This is a genomic window from Frankia sp. AvcI1, assembly GCF_001420875.1.
GTDB lineage: Bacteria > Actinomycetota > Actinomycetes > Frankiales > Frankiaceae > Frankia > Frankia alni.
Genome location: NZ_LJFZ01000010.1, coordinates 88,514 through 104,730 on the forward strand (window position 1 = coordinate 88,514; position 16,217 = coordinate 104,730).

The 16,217-nt window shown below is 69.9% G+C and carries 8 protein-coding genes and 12 pseudogenes; 1 reads left to right on the top strand and 19 read right to left on the bottom strand.

The window, feature by feature from the left end:
- Positions 1-69: 69 nt before the first annotated feature.
- Positions 70-1,176, bottom strand: coding sequence for an enoyl-CoA hydratase/isomerase family protein (locus tag UK94_RS12705; protein WP_050997360.1), 1,107 nt, complete (start codon positions 1,174-1,176; stop codon positions 70-72).
- A 277-nt stretch (positions 1,177-1,453) separates the two neighbouring features.
- On the opposite strand from UK94_RS12705, the gene UK94_RS32505 reads away from it, so the two are divergent.
- Positions 1,454-1,891: DUF222 domain-containing protein (locus UK94_RS32505; RefSeq protein ID WP_157734235.1), on the top strand; the 438-nt coding region annotated here is incomplete at its 3' end.
- A 264-nt stretch (positions 1,892-2,155) separates the two neighbouring features.
- Here the strand turns inward: UK94_RS32505 and UK94_RS49815 are convergent.
- The 18 genes and pseudogenes from UK94_RS49815 to UK94_RS49885 form a co-directional block, all read right to left on the bottom strand.
- A partial coding sequence (locus UK94_RS49815) for a replication initiator (protein WP_313949493.1) occupies positions 2,156-2,503 on the bottom strand: 348 nt, incomplete at its 5' end.
- Between the two features lies 1 nt (position 2,504).
- A pseudogene (locus UK94_RS49820) lies at positions 2,505-2,658 on the bottom strand (replication initiator); the annotation flags it as partial.
- Position 2,659: 1 nt separating this feature from the next.
- A pseudogene (locus tag UK94_RS49825) lies at positions 2,660-3,541 on the bottom strand (replication initiator); the annotation flags it as partial.
- 1,308 nt (positions 3,542-4,849) lie between these two features.
- Positions 4,850-5,356 carry a hypothetical protein gene (locus UK94_RS12725; RefSeq protein ID WP_011603961.1) on the bottom strand — a complete coding sequence of 169 codons (507 nt, stop codon included), beginning with the start codon at positions 5,354-5,356 and terminating at the stop codon, positions 4,850-4,852.
- Between the two features lie 186 nt (positions 5,357-5,542).
- Positions 5,543-5,896 carry a DUF397 domain-containing protein gene (locus UK94_RS12735; RefSeq protein WP_157734230.1) on the bottom strand — a complete coding sequence of 118 codons (354 nt, stop codon included), beginning with the start codon at positions 5,894-5,896 and terminating at the stop codon, positions 5,543-5,545.
- A 3,652-nt stretch (positions 5,897-9,548) separates the two neighbouring features.
- Positions 9,549-9,752, bottom strand: a pseudogene (locus UK94_RS49830) (recombinase family protein); the annotation flags it as partial.
- 328 nt (positions 9,753-10,080) lie between these two features.
- Positions 10,081-10,212: pseudogene (locus UK94_RS73655) on the bottom strand (hypothetical protein); the annotation flags it as partial.
- Between the two features lies 1 nt (position 10,213).
- Positions 10,214-10,366 (bottom strand): annotated as a pseudogene (locus UK94_RS73660) (recombinase family protein); the annotation flags it as partial.
- Between the two features lies 1 nt (position 10,367).
- Positions 10,368-10,585, bottom strand: a pseudogene (locus UK94_RS49835) (recombinase family protein); the annotation flags it as partial.
- Positions 10,586-10,606: 21 nt separating this feature from the next.
- Positions 10,607-10,985, bottom strand: a pseudogene (locus tag UK94_RS49845) (recombinase family protein); the annotation flags it as partial.
- Positions 10,986-11,164: 179 nt separating this feature from the next.
- On the bottom strand, positions 11,165-11,839 hold a 675-nt coding region (locus UK94_RS49850), incomplete at its 5' end, for an ABC transporter ATP-binding protein (RefSeq protein ID WP_235487674.1).
- Between the two features lies 1 nt (position 11,840).
- Positions 11,841-12,003, bottom strand: a pseudogene (locus tag UK94_RS49855) (ATP-binding cassette domain-containing protein); the annotation flags it as partial.
- Positions 12,004-12,216: 213 nt separating this feature from the next.
- Entirely contained in the window at positions 12,217-13,260 is a 1,044-nt protein-coding gene (locus UK94_RS12760; RefSeq protein WP_055750007.1) for an ABC transporter ATP-binding protein, read from the bottom strand.
- Positions 13,257-13,440 (bottom strand): ABC transporter permease subunit (locus tag UK94_RS49865; protein ID WP_235487676.1); only part of this gene is annotated, 184 nt, incomplete at its 5' end. The genes UK94_RS49865 and UK94_RS12760, both read right to left, overlap by 4 nt.
- Position 13,441: 1 nt before the next feature.
- Positions 13,442-13,839: pseudogene (locus UK94_RS49870) on the bottom strand (ABC transporter permease); the annotation flags it as partial.
- A 1-nt stretch (position 13,840) separates the two neighbouring features.
- Positions 13,841-14,258 (bottom strand): annotated as a pseudogene (locus UK94_RS49875) (ABC transporter permease); the annotation flags it as partial.
- 354 nt (positions 14,259-14,612) lie between these two features.
- Positions 14,613-14,864 (bottom strand): annotated as a pseudogene (locus UK94_RS49880) (ABC transporter substrate-binding protein); the annotation flags it as partial.
- Between the two features lies 1 nt (position 14,865).
- Positions 14,866-15,957, bottom strand: a pseudogene (locus UK94_RS49885) (ABC transporter substrate-binding protein); the annotation flags it as partial.
- Positions 15,958-16,217 lie beyond the last annotated feature (260 nt).

Consider the following 16,217-nt stretch of genomic DNA (forward strand, 5'->3'; position numbering starts at 1 on the left):
CGGATAGCACCGCGGCCGTCCGTTCACCCGAACGGCCGGCCGGCGCCGGGTCGGCGGGCGGGCGCCGGGTCAGCGGGCGGGCGCGGCGGCGGACTGGCCGGCGGCGGACTGGGCAGCGGCAGCGGACTGGGCAGCGGCGAGGCCGAGCTCGACGTCGACGGGGGCGAAGAACCGGTCGACCTCGGCCGGGTCGACCTCGTCGAGGCTCGCCGGTGACCATCGGGGGTCGCGGTCCTTGTCGACGACCGCCGCCCGGATGCCCTCGACGAGGTCCGCCGTCGCGAGGCTCGCCCCGGCCAGCCGGTACTCCTGGTCGAGCGCCGCCTCCAGGCTCGTCATGGACCGCGCGGCCCGCAGCGCGCGCAGCGTGACGACCAGCGACGTCGGGCACTTGCCGCCGATCTCCGCCGCATCGGCGGTCGCCGCCGGCACGGGGCTCGCCGTGAGCGCCGCGAGGATCTCGGTGACCTTGTCGCCGCGGTAGAGCTCGTCGATCCACGCGCGGTCGGTGGTGAGATGCCCGGGGGGCGGGGTGTGGGCGGTGAAGTCGAAGGCGGCGAGCGCGTCGGCCGGGTCGGGCGCGCGGCGGAGTGCGTCGAGCAGGTCGGGGAGGCGGGCGGCGGGCAGGTAGTGGTCGGCCAGGCCGGCGGTGATCGCGTCGGCGGCGCCGATGCGGGCGGCGGTGAGGGCCAGATGCGTGCCGAGCTCGCCGGGGGCGTGCGACAGCAGCCACGTGCCGCCGACGTCGGGGATGAAGCCGATGCCGACCTCGGGCATGCTCAGTACCGACCGCTCGGTGACGATGCGGACCCCGCCGTGCGCGGAGACGCCGATGCCGCCGCCCATGACGATCCCGTCCATGATCGCGATGTACGGCTTGGGGAACCGGCGGATGCGGGCGTTGAGCCGGTACTCGCCCGCCCAGAACGCCAGCGCCCGCTCGGGTGCCCCGGCGAGCACCGCCTCGCGGATCGCCCGGATGTCCCCGCCGGCGCACAGCCCGCGCTCGCCCGCGCCGTCGAGGACGACGACGGCGACCGTCGGGTCGTCCGCCCAGTCCCGCAGCGCCGCGTCGAGCAGGCCGACCATGGTCGGCGTCAGCGCGTTGATCGCGCGCGGCCGGTTCAGGGTGAGCCGTCCGAGCCGCCCGCCCGGGCCCTCCCGCCGCACCAGCACCTCCGGCTCCGATGCCGTGCCGGACGACGGACCGGTGGGGTGCCCGGCGTGCGCCGATCCGGGTGCCGATCCGGTGAGGGGCTGGGCATCAGCCGCGTGCGGGGACATGGGTGCGCCACCCTTCGAGTCGAGGAACAGCGGAACCGAGAGGATTCCGCCCATCCTGCCGGCCGAGGGCTGCCCACGGTAGGGATCGCCCGTGCGGGTGCCGAGGCAGTCTGTTCACGCAGACGAACATACGTTCGACATTGGGGGTGTGTCGACCTACCGTTGATCCATGGGCTTCGAGGACGATACGGAAGACGGGCCGGCGCCGCCGGCCCGGTTGGCGGTGATCGGCGGGCAGCTCGACGGGTTGCTGTCGGATGCGACCTGGCGGCTGTCGGACGCCGAGTTGGAGGCGTTGATGGAGGGGGTCTGCCGCCTGGTCGGGCGGGTGGCGGCCGCGCGAGGTCGCCTGCTGGTCGAGGCGCAGGTTCGGGGGTTCGCCCTGCGGCAGGGGGCGGTGGACACCGCCGGCTGGTTACGGGACCGGCTGTCCCTCGCGCCCAGAGAGGCGCGCCGGCAGGTCGCCCTCGCCCGTGATGTCCACGAGGTGTGCCAGGCCACCGGCGCGGCTCTGGCCAGCGGCGAGCTCACGGTCGAGCAGCTCACAGTTCGGTTGAGGCACCACCGTTCGATCATGATGCCCACCGGGGTGGAGGACCGAGCAGCCNCCGCAGGTCTGCTTTCTGCCGGTCGGTCAGCCGCGGGGCGCGTGCGAGGAGCCGCGCCACATGATCCTCAACGCGCGAACGGGCCGGGGGCCGCCCGCCCGCCCACCCGTCCGCCGGTGCCGGTCGCTGNGGGACGTGCGTGACGTCCGGGGCTGGTGTCGAGCAGGGACCTTCGGTGCTCATGTCCTGGCCGGCGTCGCGCCGGTCCGGGTCGTTCTCGCCCGGCACGTCGTCGAACAGGGACGGCTGTACTCCCGGCCCGTTCACCGCTGCACCCCGCGGACGCTTCCCGCCCCGACCACCCGTGGTGGTGGACTGTCCGGGCCGCCGCGCCCGGCGTATTGCCAGGCCCGGACGGTGACCGTCGCCGGATCGCCGTCCGGACGGCCGAAGGCGTCGACGAGAGACCGCCCGGACTGTGCGGCGATCATCGTGCGAGCCCAGACGCGCCGTCCGTCGCGCAGGACCGTGAACGTGGTGGAGTAGCGGCGGGCTTTCGTGAGCCAGTGACCTCCGAAGCCCCACTGATGCGACCAGCGCAGCAGCCCCACCGTCCGCGCGGGTAGCCGTCCGGCCGCCTCATCGAGCGCTGCGGCATACCGTTCGTCCGCNCCGAGCTGCCAGCAGGTCTCGACCAGCCGCCGCCCGTGGGCGTTCAGCGGGAGGCGCTCCAGGTGGGCGAGGCTACGCACCGGCCGGTCGAGCATCCCCCCGGCCTGCACACTCTTCGTCAGATACTTCGCCAGGTAGTTCGCAATCCGCCCGGNATCGGTCGAACGGTCCAGGACGATCGGGGAGATGTCGACCTGCGCACCCCAGCGCACCGCCCGCGTTCCGGCCGGATCATCCGGGTCCGGGGCGGGCACCGTCACGTCCGCGAGGACGCCGCGCAGGCAGTCGCCGATCAGGTCCGTGGTCGCCCACGCGGGGGGCGCCGCGATCTGCTCGGGATCCTCAATCCATCCGTCGAGTCGGATCACGGCGTGCAGGTGGACCAGGCCGCGGGCCTGCATTTCCGCCGCCTTCACGAACGTGATCCGCAGCTGACGGCGCAGCCCCGCCACCGTCAGCCCCGCCGACCGGGCCACCGCGGACTCGACGCCGTCCCGGGTCGCCTTCCACAACCGGGGAACGAGACTGTTCCACACCACCGCACCCGGATAGTCGAAGCAGTCCGCGCACAACGGCGACCCGAGCAGCGGATCCCCGTCACCGTGGCGGGCATGACACCCCGCCGCCCGGCCATGCGGACACGTGCCCCGCCGGGGGCGGCACGCCCGCGCCTGCCCGTCCTTGCCGGGCGAGCGGCGGGAATGCACCGGGCCGAAGCTGGGCGCGGTCAGCGTGACGAACAACGCCGGATGACCCGCCACCGTGTCCGGCACCCCGCCGCCACCGGCCAGCCCGGACAGCACAATCCGCCGGGCATCACGCTTGTAAACCTGCGAGCACGCCGGACACACCGACTCCCGCCGATTGTTACACCGCACATGCACCACACCGCCGGGTTGACCAGCGGACGAGAACACCCGCCGAACCTCACCGGAACCCCGATCAACATGATCGGTATGACCGGTCAGGCGAATCGGAGAAGAACAACCACCAGCAACGACGGGAACACCACGAGAGTCGGGAACACCCTGGGGCATAGGGAGATACCGCTTCCAGGCGGACCCGGTCCAGCCCGGCTAACGCCAGGCGGCACACAGGTCAACGGGCAAGGGCGGTCGTTGACGCCCCGAGCCCGGCCAGCTATTGGCAGCCCGTCTTATTGGCGTGACCCGTTCTAAGTAATGGCGATAGCAGTAGCTCAGCCACCCATATCAACGCATCACGACACGCTTGGGTTCCCGCAATGCAGGAAAGCCCCGGGCAGGATGACGGAAGACGACATCCCACCGGGGCGGACGTGACCAGCCGCCACACAAGACGCGGGGCATGGTGAGAGCGAGGCCGTTAGCGCCGTGACGATGTTCGGGAGAAGGAGAAGACTGGCAGCCAGGCCCACGGCCGCCGGTGCGAATGCCCCCTGCCCCCGGCTAGCACCCGCTCTGCGTGAACACGAGCGTGGTGACGAGCCAGGTGCCGTCCTGCCGGGTGAGGTCGGCGGTAATGCACTGGCGGGGCGTCGAGTTGGGCACCTGCTGGCCGGTGCTGCGGACGACCAGTGGCCACAGTGTCCAGTCCTGCACGTCGGTGACTCGTGCCTGCTGCTTCGATCTGCTGGTGACTCGTTCGTGGAGCGCGAAGCCCGGTTTGATCGAGCGGACCCAGCCGTTGGCCACGTAGGCGCGGACCACTTCCTGGGCCCAGGCGAGGGCCTGACCGGTGGCGCGCCGGGTCATGTCCGGATAGGTCGGATCGCCGAGTGTTTGTGCGTTAAGAAACCCCAGCCAGAACTGCTCGTAGGCGTCGTCGATCGGATCCCCGGTGTTCCCGAAGGTCGAGGAAGGACTTGGTGACGGTGAAGCGGCCGGTGGGGGGGTGGTTGCCGCCGTCGAGCTGCTGGCGGTCGGGGTCGGCTCTGGGGTGCTTTCGCTCGCGGAGCAGCCGGTGGCCAGAAGGGTCGCGGCGGNGAGCAGGGCACCCAGAGCCGTCCAGGTGTGGCTGTTCGCGCGCACCGCTTCCTCCCGACATGGTGACCTTGCCCAGGGTCAGCCCTCACCGAAGTGATCGATATCGGTCAATCTAGGCGTATGTACCCGACGCAGAGGGTAGGGGCATGCGTCGTTCCGTGCCAGCCTTATCACTGAGACGCCAGCGCCGACAGGTCGGGCGACGACTCCGCACCCTCCAAGATCGCGCGTTCGACGAACGCGGTGCTGGCCCAGCCCTCCACCGTGCGCAGCCGAATCGGGTGCTGGTCACGAGGATGGAGGACCCCGCTGGAGGGGCAGGGTCCTCCCGATAGTGGCGACGGTCGAGGGGGAGAGGGGTTCCGCCGCCACCAGGTTCGGTCAGCCGGAGCGACCGGCCGCCTGCCACGCCGCATACCGGCCAGCCGGCATGACCTCCCACACCTGCCGGCGCACCCACGGCGCCGCATCCGGAACACCGACCCCCTGCCCCGGATCGGCGAGAACCTCAACGTCGTGGACGACCAGCCGACGGCCATGGGTAGATATCTCAGGTCCGACCGGTTCCTTTCCTGCGAGGACCAGTCCGAACGGCCGGGCGAACACCCCCAGCCGCAATCCGACCGTGAACGCCAACCGGGTAGCGTCCGCGGCGGTGTCCTGGGAGTGGATCGCGACAATCCCCACGTCCGCCATGGCCACCAGGCCCATGGCGACCTCGATCAGCCGGTCGGCCGACACCGGGATGAATTCCGCTTCCACTGGCGCCCAACCCCGGCCCACGTCGTACGACAGCGGCGCCGCGACCAGCAGCCCGTTGCGGTCGGGAACCTCCATGTCGACCAGCGAGTGATACCCGTCGTCCTGCGTCGGCAGAAGGTCGCTCATGGGCCGGTCACCTCCACCGGGAGCGGCAACAGCACCAGCNGCACAATGCGCCAGTCCCCGTAACGGTGTTCCTGCGCGTAGCCTTCCGCCGCCCCAGGCGTCGGGAACGGGCCCACCATCCCCGTCACCACCCGGGCCGAGCCCTGCAACACGGCAACCGACCACAGCACCGGCGCACCGGCCGCCTCACCCATCGCCGGCCGCCGCCTGCCGCGGTTCCGCAGAACCCTCGCGGTGCGGCGCAGAGGCCAGCGCCGTGCGACGCAGCCGCGCGAACTCCCCGCTACGCAGACCGGCGACGAACGCCGCCCACTCCGACAGCTCGAACAGCAACGCCGCCCCCGCCATCGGACCCCGGCCGTGCCGCACCGCCACCCCAGGCCCGGCAAGCCTCGACACCGGCGACCAGCCCGGCACCGCGGCCACCTCCACCGCCCCCGGCCCGGCCCGCGACGACCGCAACCACAGCAGCCGGTCCCGGCCCCAGACCCCCAACTCACACTCGACCCGCGCGAAATGCTCGTCCTCCCAGGCACCCACGCCAGAACCTCCCCTCTCCCGCCGGACGGTGAACGACGGCCCCGGCCGGGGATACGCGGTCAACCCGACCGGAACCGTCACCACAAGTCCAACCCNCAGACCGACAGCACGACAGCGCACCCGCTAGCAGCATCTTTAACCGTGTGTCATGCATGGCCAGCTCTACGTCATGCACGCTGCGGGGAGATGGCACNGGAGCACTCGACCGCCCGGCTCCAACCCGGGTTAGTCATCCATGAGCCATCCGTACGCCATCGCCCAGATCTAGTCATCGATTGAGCCATTTAGCCATGATCCGAATTCGGATTTCGGGTATCCGCGTGGACACGGGGCGGAACCGTTCGTGATCCGTTAGCGTCCTCACCACACGGCGCAACACGGTCACACGGGCAGGGGGCGACGGTGGTAGAGACCGAGCACCCGCAGTGGAACCCGGCCCTGCTCCGGGAACACCGCCACGCCGTCGGCCTGACCATGGAACAGACCGCCGAGAAGATCCGTAACCTGTCCTTCCCCGACGGCACCACACCGCCCGCCGCGACGTTCCAGATGATCGGCCGGCACGAACGCGGCCAGGTCTACCCCGGGATNGGCTACCAGCGCGCCTACGCCGCTCTGTACCGCACCACCCGATCCGCCCTCGGATTCGCCCCGCCCCAGCTCAGCGGCCCGCACCATCCCGCCATCCGCCAGAGTGACCCGTCGCTCACCGGGGACGGGGTGGAAACCCCCGGCCGGCTGGGTCACCATAGGAGAACCGGCGCCGTGCCAGCCAACATCGGCTTGGAACGGCTCTGGCAGCCCGGCACGCTGCCCGCGGTGTTCGAGGAGGTGACCGCCACCCTGACCGCCTCCCCACTCCCACGCCGCCAGTTCCTCACCGTCTCCGGCGTCGCACTGGCCNCCGCCGCCCATGAATGGCTGGTCGCCGACCCCGCGCGGATCTCCGCCGCCCTGGCAGGCCGCCAAGCCGACGCGAGCGTCATCGCCGACCTGAACAGCGGCGTTGATCTCCTCCGCCGCCTCGACGACAAACTCGGTGGCCAGGCCGTCTACGGCATGACCGTCGAACAGCTACGGCTCGCCGTCGGACTCCTCCGCAACGCCAGCTACAGCCAGGCGGACGGAAAAGCGTTGCACGCCATCGCCGCCGAACTGTCCCGCATGGCCGGCTGGACCGCCCAGGACACCGGCGCCCACGGCACCGCCCAACGGTTCTACCTGCTCGGCCTCCGCGCCGCCCACGAAGCCGACAACCCCGGCATCGGCGCGAACATCCTGCGCTGCATGGCCGAACAGGCATGCGGACGGGGCGACCCCCGCACCGGCGTCGAACTCCTCCGCTCAGCCCGAGCCGGCGCACGCGGACGGCTCACCGCCACCGAAAACGCCATCCTCGCCGGACAACTCGCCGTCGCCCACGGTCGCGCCCAGGATCGGCAGGCAGCCCGGAGCGCCGCCGACGAAGCCCGCGACCACATCGCGCAGGCCCGGCCCGACGAGGACCCACCCCACGTCTACTGGGTATCCGCCCACCACATCACCTACCAAACCGGCGTCTCTATGATCTTCAGTGGTGACCCCGCCGCCGCAATCCCGCACGTCCGCTCCGCCATCGACCATGTCGACCCGGATATGCCCCGTGACCTACTGGAATTTCAGGCAAGCCTTGCCGTGGCCCACGCCAGAGCCGGAGACCCCGACGCCGCGGTCCGTCTCGCGCACGACGCGATCGACGCGACGTCCCTGACGTCCTCCGCCCTCTTCGGCGACAGCTTCGCCGAAGTCTGCCGAGAGGTACACGCCGCCGGCCATCCCGGTGCGAAGGACCTAGCCGAACACCTCCGAGCAGCCACCGGAGCCACAAGCGTCTGACCGGCACAAACAGGAACAGAAGATCCATCGCAGACTTTATATGCGGGTTTCAAGGGCGGCCCTTCGGGCCGCCGCGCCGCACACGCCGCGCTCGACGCACCCGCCGTGCCGGCAGGGTCGCCGCACCACGACGGGGCCCCGCCTCCCTCCGGTCGGCACCCCGCCGGGGCGTCGCCCCCGCAGGCCCGTCGGAGCGTCGGCCCGTCGGAGCGTCGCCATCAGACTTGGCTACGCTACGTCACAACATCGGGGTAACATTCTNTGACCACCGTCGCGATGTGGGGACNCCGCCTACCTAGTAGGAACNGGGTAGGGGTTCATGATCCGTCAGGATCAAGCCTGTAGTACGAGGTACGCCGTCAACATCGGTCTCCCAACCGGTCACTGTCGATGACTGCCGATGCTGTGGTTGAGTCATATACTGACGTTGTCTGTAGCCGCAGACAGCGAAGGAGCCTCCCAGGCACGCGGGTCAAGGCACACCTGAGAGGCCCCGGGGCACCTAGCGCGACCGGTGGGCAAACCAGACACGCGCTACGAGCCCTAGCATGGCTGCCGAGACCTCCGCGATGTTTGCGGAGGTATCTCGGCCCATGGTCCGGAGGGCGATCCCCGAGAAGGTCAGCCAGGACTGTACGTCCAGGACTAGCCTTTCAAGATCGTCTTCCGGTGGAGGTGGGTCGTCCACCTTTCCCCCTGCGTCCGTCGGATATTGATCCTTTTGGGATCTCACCGGCCGTCGGCCGGGCCCGTACCTACGGCCGGCTGGTGACGAACGCGATGGATGAGGCACCTTGCCACGCTCCGTGCGCCATTCTANCCATTGCGCAGCGTCCTAGATCTGCCACCGCACAACAAACAGTCACAGGCGCGGGACGGCTCGCGGTCGCCGTTTGAACCACGGGGCGCTGCCCCGGACCCCGGCCCTCTCTCTGGAGGAGGGGAGGGGCCGCCGGTTGCGTGGGCAGCGGGGTGGGTGACGTCCGCTGATCGCCTCCGCCGCCCGGTCCCCGGAGGGCTACCCCGGAACCTCCCGCCCGCNCAAGGGACGCACAGCGCCCAGCACGGGATGGGTGTCGTTGGNGCCCTTGNCCGGTCGGGAGAACCCGGGGTAGGGCTGCGCCGCCCGACCGACGGAGGAGATCAGCTCAGCCCGAGGACTGTGCAGGGCAGCAGTTCACCGGACCTCCCATGCCCCCGACCGCCCGCAGGCCCGAGGGTCGGCATGGTCGAGCCGCCGGCATCGGCGAGCACCCCGGCAGCCCCGCGGACGGGTCACCGGGCCCGGACATGACAACGGCCGGTAACCCCAGCAGGGTTACCGGCCGTCCGAAGCGCCGTTGGCGTCTACCTGTTCTGCTGCTTCCCACCGGGCCAGCCGTTGACGTGCGAGGCGTACCACTGGCTTGCCATCGTCGCCGACACGGTCACCGAGTCCCACCACCGCGCCGCCACGTCATACGGCATGTCCGACGCCACACTCNCCCGCNCCCCCGCCGGAAGGATCAACGTCGGCCGCGACACCGAGAACCGCGGACCCGCCGCCGGAAGATGCACATCCGCCGCCTCTCCCGGATGCGCGTGAAGATCCACACCGACCGTTGACCGGCCACCCCACCGATCCGCACCTCTGGCATCATGCTCACGGGTTCCTCTCCTGTTCACTCAGGATTGGGATCAAGGCCCGGGGCTGGTGCTGGTAACACCGTCCCGGGCCGCCTATTTCTTGCCTCTCCCCGCATGGTCGTTCCTCGCGGGAATGTCGTGGGCGACGCCGCTACGCCGCAGCCGCAGCCGGGAAACGTTCCGGGTGCGGAATCACGTCGATGGACTCTTCCCCCGCATGCCCACCCTTACTGGTAGGTAGAACCGTGACCTTGCACAGGTAGTCGACGATGCTGCGCCGCCGGTCCAACGGCAGACCCGGGAAATTCTCCGCCGTCACCCCGTGCAACGCCGAGGGCAGAGCCGTCAGTTTCTCNTCCCGTTCCAGGTCTTCGAGATTCCCGCGCAACCGGGCCAGGTTCCGCTTCAACCCGTCCACGGAAACATCCTTCAGATCATCGGTGGNATCACCGACAAGGGCGTCTTCGACCTGACTGATACGCAGCCGGACCTCATCGGCGCGGGCCCGCAGGTCATGCGTGGGAACCGCGATGTCCGGCACGTCGAATGTCACTCCATCCCGGGCCAGCCAGNCGACCACGAACCGGGTCACCACATCGTCGACGAGATCACCGCGGCGCCGCAGGTGATTCGCCGACGCGCACCGGTACATCCGCGCCCCGNCACGGTTCCCACCCGCACGNATCACCTTCCCGCACCGGCCGCACAGCGCAATCCCGGACACCAACCGGTTCGGCTTGTTTCCCGATGCTGTACGGCGCGCCGGGTCCGTCAGCACCGCCCGGCACAGCTCCCACCGGGGCATGCTCACGATCNCCGGCCACGCCGCCGGGCCCAGGACCCGGCCCTGATGCACCCGCAGCCCGGCGATCCGTCCGCCGATCAGCACCTTCCGTAGCACCGTGACCGACCAGGGGACCCCGGTCGACGTCGCCACCTGGGCATCGTTCAACTCGCCCACCAGCGCCCNCAGCGTACGGCCCGCGATCACTCCGCCCATCGCCCAGCGGATCACTTCCGCCTCATCCGGGCGGACCGTCATCCCGTCAGGCTCATAACCGAACGGACGCCGCATGCCCCCATGCGGCAAACCCGCCTCAGCGTTCTGCAACATCTTCCGCCGGATCCGGTCCGACCGATGTTCCGACTCGTAACGCGCCAACCCCCCGAGAATCCGAGCATGCAACCNGCCCTCACCGGTCGACAGGNCAACCCGACCGCCCTTGACCGTCTCGATACGCAACCCGGTCTGATTCGCCAAATCGACGATCTCTTCGAGTTCCTTCGGGTTACGGGTCAACCGGTCCACATGCCAGATGAGGAGAACGTTCCACCGGCCCGACGCGATCCCGGACAGCACCTCCTCATACCCCGGACGCCGCTTCCGCGAATACGCCGACACATCGTTGTCCGTCACGACCTCCGGACGCGGCATCCCCAGACGATCCGCCACATCGTTCAAGTCCGCAGTCTGACGGGCAACCCCCAGACCCGCGCCCTCCCGATCCAACGAGATACGCACATACCCCACCGGACGCAACAGCCCGATATTTGAACCAGCAGAGACGAAAGGATCAGTAATCGTCATAGGACTATTCTAAAACGAGCTGTGCCTTAATTGAACTATGAGACACGCGGTGGTCATCTGCCAGGCGATACGGTCCCTGCCTGCCGGGGTGACCCGCATCTGCGGCGGACCACGAGACGTTGATCGACGCGTTGCGGGGCCCGCTCGGGCTTGCCGACGGCTGACGCACGTCGCAGGGGTCAGACGACGGCGCGTTTTTCGGGGAAGTGGCAGGCGACCTGGTGGCCGGGGGCGCGTGCGAGCAGGGGCGGGGCCTCGGTGCGGCAGATCTCCTGGGCCTTCCAGCAGCGGGGGTGGAAGCGGCAGGCCACCGGCGGGTTCAGCGGGCTGGGCACCTCGTCGCGCAGGCGGATGCGTTCGCGGCGGCGGACGCTGGCGGGGTCGGGGATCGGCACCGCGGACAGCAGCGCGTGCGTGTAGGGGTGCAGCGCGCCGGAGAACAGGTCGGTGCGGTCGGCAAGCTCGATGATCTGCCCGAGGTACATGACGGCGACGCGGTCGCTGATGTGGCGCACCATCGACAGGTCGTGCGCGATGAACAGGTAGGTCAGGCCGAACTCGGCGCGCAGACCGTCGAGCAGGTTGATGATCTGCGCGCGGATCGACACGTCGAGGGCGGACACCGGCTCGTCGGCGATGATGAGCTTGGGGCGGGTGGCCAGCGCACGGGCGATGCCGATGCGCTGGCGTTGCCCGCCGGAGAACTCGTTGGGGTAGCGGTTGTAGTGCTCCGGGTTGAGGCCGACGAGTTCGAGCAGTTCCCGGACCCGGGCGCGGACGCCGCCGCGGGGCACCTGCTTCTGGATGCGCAGGGGCGCGGCGACGATCGCGCCGATGGTGTGCCGGGGGTTCAGNGACGAGTACGGATCCTGGAAGATCATCTGGATGTCGCGGCGCAGTGGGCGCAGCGCGCGGGTGGACAGGTGGCTGATGTCCCGGCCGTCGAAGACGACCGAGCCGGACGTCGGTTCGAGCAGCCGGGACAGGAGCCGTCCGGTCGTCGACTTGCCGCTGCCGGNCTCGCCGACCAGGCCGAGCGTCGTGCCGCGGTCGATGGCGAAGCCGACCCCGTCGACGGCGCGGACCGCACCGGCGCCGCGGCGCACCAGCCTGCCGCGGCGCACCGGGAACAGCTTGGTCAGGTCGGTGACGCGCACCAGCTCGTCCCCGCCGGCCGACCCGGCGTCCGCGGCGGCCGGCGGGGCGGGAAGGTCCTTGGTCAGGTTGTCGGTCATAGCGTGGGAAGCACCTCCTCGCGCAGCAGGCGCCGGCGCTGCGCGACCGGCAGGTGGCAGGCGACCCGGTGGCCGGGGGAGGTCTCGGCCAGGGGCGGGCGCGTCGTGCTCGTCGCGGGACCGGCGAGCTCGCGGTAGGTGCAGCGGGGATGGAACGGGCAGCCCGCCGGCACGTTGATCAGGCTTGGCGGGTTGCCGGGGATGGTGCGCAGCGTGGTCTCGAGCTGGTGGTCGAGCCGCGTGATCGACTGCAGCAGCCCCCAGGTGTAGGGGTGCTCGGCGTGGGCGAAGACCTCCTCGACGCCGCCGTGCTCCATCACCTGCCCCGCGTACATCACCAGGACGTCGTGGCTGATCTCGGCCACGACGCCGAGTTCGTGGGTGATGATAATGATCGCCGAGTTGAACTCCTTCTGGAGCTGGCGCATGAGGTCGAGGATCTGCGCCTGGACGGTGACGTCCAGGGCGGTCGTCGGCTCGTCGGCGATGAGCAGGTCCGGACTGCACGAGACCGCCATCGCGATCATGGCGCGCTGCCGCATCCCGCCGGAGAACTGGTGCGGGTAGTCGTCGAGGCGCCGCGTGGGTTCGGGGATGCCGACGAGGTCGAGCAGCTCGGCGGCGCGCCGGCGGGCCGCGGCCTTGCTCACCCGGTTGTGCACCCGGTACGCCTCGACGATCTGCTCGCCGACGGTGAACTGGGGATGCATCGACGACAGCGGATCCTGGAAGATCATCGCCATCCGTCGGCCGCGTAGCCCGCGGACCCGCTCGGCCGGCGCGGTGACGAGGTCCTCGCCGTCGAGCAGGATCTGCCCGTCGATGGCGACCCGCCGGCCGCGCCGGTGCAGGCCCATGATCGCGAGGCTGGTGACACTCTTGCCGGAGCCGGACTCGCCGACGATGCCGAGCGTGCGGCCGCGTTCGACGGAGAAGCTCAGCTTGTCCACGGCGTGCACGACGCCGTCGTCGGTGCGGAAGCTGACCGTGAGGTCGCGCACCTGGAGGAACGGTGTGCCGCTGGGGGTCGGGTCGGTCATGACGGTCGCACTCTCGGGTCGATGATCGCGTAGGTGACGTCGACCAGGACGTTGGCCAGGATGATGAAGAAGGCCGCGAACAGCGTCACCCCCATCGTCACCGGCAGGTCCTGGGTGTTCACCGCGTCGATGGAGATGGCGCCGAGACCGCGGAAGCCGAACGTGTGCTCGGTGAGGATCNCGCCGCCGAACAGCACTCCGAGGTCGAGGCCGAAGATGGTGACGATCGGCGTCAGCGCGGGGCGCAGCGCGTGCTTGCCGATCACCGTGCGCTCGCGCAGGCCCTTCGCCCGCGCCGTGCGGACGTAGTCCTCACCGAGGGTCTCGATCATGCTGGCCCGGGTCAGCCGCTGGTAGTTGGCGGTGTAGAGCAGCGACAGCACGAGCCAGGCCGGGATCAGGTTCCACGCCCACAGCGCCGGATTGTGGGTGAAGTCCACGTAGTGGACGTTGTCGATGATGTGCCACTTGTAGCTGACGAGCAGCAACAGCAGCAGGCCGGTGAAATACACCGGCAGCGACACACCGGCCAGCGACACCGCGGCCGCGATCCGGTCGAACAGGCCGCCGCGACGCACCNCCGAGAACACCCCGGTGCTCACGCCGACGACGAGGAACAGCACGGCCGCGCCGAAGGACAGCGAGGCCGTCACCGGCAGCGCGTCGACGATCTGAGACCACACCGGCTGGTCGTTGCGGAACGAATAGCCCAGGCACGGCGCCGGGCACCAGCTTCGATCCGCGCCGGAGTCGAAGTGACGGCCGACGAAGACGCCCCGCAGGAAAGCCCAGTACTGGTCGACGTACGAGCGGTCCAGGCCGAGTTTCCTCGTCACCCCGGCGATGGTGGCGGGGTCCGGGCTGCGCCCGGCGAACAGCACCGCCGGATTGTTGCCCAGCGCCTTCGGGACGACGAAGAACAGCACGAAGGCGAGCACGCTGACCAGCCACAGGATGACGATGCCGCCGATCAGCCGGCCCAGGATGAACCTGGCCACGTCACCTCCCTCGAACAGTGGGTGGAGACCGGGCCCGCGTCGGCGACAACCCGCGGTGGAGCACCGCCGACGCGGACCCGGTCAGTCACTTGACGACGCCGAACTGGGCGAAGTCCGCCATGCCGTACGCGGAGGTGAAGTAGATGTTCGTGGTGCGGTCGCTGAACAGGTTCAGCGCCTTGTCGTAGACCAGCGGAATGTAGGCGGCGGACTTCACGATCGCCCTGTCGGTGTCGGTCCAGGCCTGCTGGGCCTTGGCCTCGTCGGTGGTGGNGGTGCCCGCGTCGAGGCCGGCGTTGACCGTCGGGTCGTTGAGCTCGGCGTAGTTGCTGTTGCCGGCGGCGAGGATCTTGNGGCCGTCGACGATGGAGCTCAGCATCGCGTACGGCGTCGGCCAGTCCGGGCCCCAGGCGGCCATCGCCAGGCCGATGCCGTTCTTGTGGACGTTGGCCGGGATGCCGATCGTCGAGGAGAAGTACTGCGACGGGGCGCTCTTGTTGATCGTCACCTTGATGCCGATCTTCGCCAGCGACGCCTGGACCGCCTCGGCCTGCGCGACCTCCTTGCCGTTGCTGCGGCTGGCCAGCGTGGTGGAGAAGCCGTTCGNCTGGCCGCAGGCGGTGAGCTCCTGCTTGGCCCTGGCGACGTCGCCCTTGCTGCCGGGGGTCGGGAACAGGTCGAAGGATGTGTAGTACTTCAGCGGCGGGGTGAGCATCGTCGTGGCGACCGCGCCGCCGCCGACCGGGCCGCCGCGGGCGAGCTGCTGGGCGGTCCTGTCGAGGGCGTAGGCGACGGCGTTGCGGCAGTGGATGTTGTCGAACGGCTTGACCTTCGTCATCACCGACAGGTAGCGGATGAAGCCGGTGACGTCGTTGGTGGTCCGGTCCTTGCGTAGCGACGGATCACCGAGAATCTTGTTCTGGGCGCTGATCTGCACGCCGGTCTGGCCGACGTAGAAGTCGGCGCTGTTGGCCAGCAGGCGGTTGTCGATGTCGTCGAGGTCGAGGCCCATCGTGACCTCGATACGGTCCGGCAGCGCCTTGTTCACCGTGTCCGTCCTCGGGTCCCAGTGCGGGTTGCGGACGAAGGTGATGATCTTGTTCGGGGTGTACTTCTCGATCTGGTAGGGGCCCGAGGAGACCGGCTTGAACGTGTAGTTCGCGCCGGTGTCCAACGCCCTCGGCACCGGGGTGACGCCCGGCAGCGCCATGACGAAGTTCCAGTCCGCGAACGGCTTGTTCAGGTGGAAGGTGATCGTCTTGTCGTCCGGGGTCTCGACCGACTTCAGGCCCAGCTTGTTCGGGTCGGTGTCCTTGTAGGGGCCCGGGTAGGGGGCCTTGGGGTCGTCGAGGTAGTCGATGAGGTAGGTCGGGCCGCCGTTGATGACGTCGGTGGCGAAGACCCGCTCGACGGCGTACTTGATGTCCTTCGACGTGATCGGCGTGCCGTCGGAGAACTTCAGCCCGTCCTTGAGCGTGTACGTCCAGGTCCTCAGGTCCGACGAGCTCGGCACGGCGGTGGCCAGGTCACCGGTGAGCTTGGGCGTGCCCGGCTGTGGGACGTAGGTGACGAGCTGGCGGGAGATCCACCGCTGCTGGTCCCAGCAGTTCGCGTAGTACGTGCGGGCGGGGTCCCAGTAGTCGCAGTCGGAGTCGTTGAGGGCGCGCAGCGTCCCGCCGGACTTGTCGGAGGTGTGCAGGACCGCGTCGCTGGCCCCCTCCGACGCACCGCTTCCCGACGACGAGGTCGCGCCGCCGCCGGCCGCACCGCCGCTGGAGCCGCCGCCCCCGCTNCTGCCGCCGCAGGCCGCCAGCACCAGCCCGGCGGCGGCGACGAGCGCCCCCATCCGGATGAGATGTGCACGCCGTTTCATGTATCTCCCTCACACGTGTGCCGGGCCCGCCGTGTCGCGGGCGGGTCGGCCCGGATGTCCCGCGAGATGACCGGCGCGGGAAGCCG

Excerpts from the sequence above, each read along its gene's own strand:
- UK94_RS12725 (WP_011603961.1), bottom strand. The coding sequence starts at position 5,356 with ATGAGCGACCTTCTGCCGACGCAGGACGACGGGTATCACTCGCTGGTC.
- UK94_RS12760 (WP_055750007.1), bottom strand. The coding sequence starts at position 13,260 with ATGACCGACCCGACCCCCAGCGGCACACCGTTCCTCCAGGTGCGCGAC.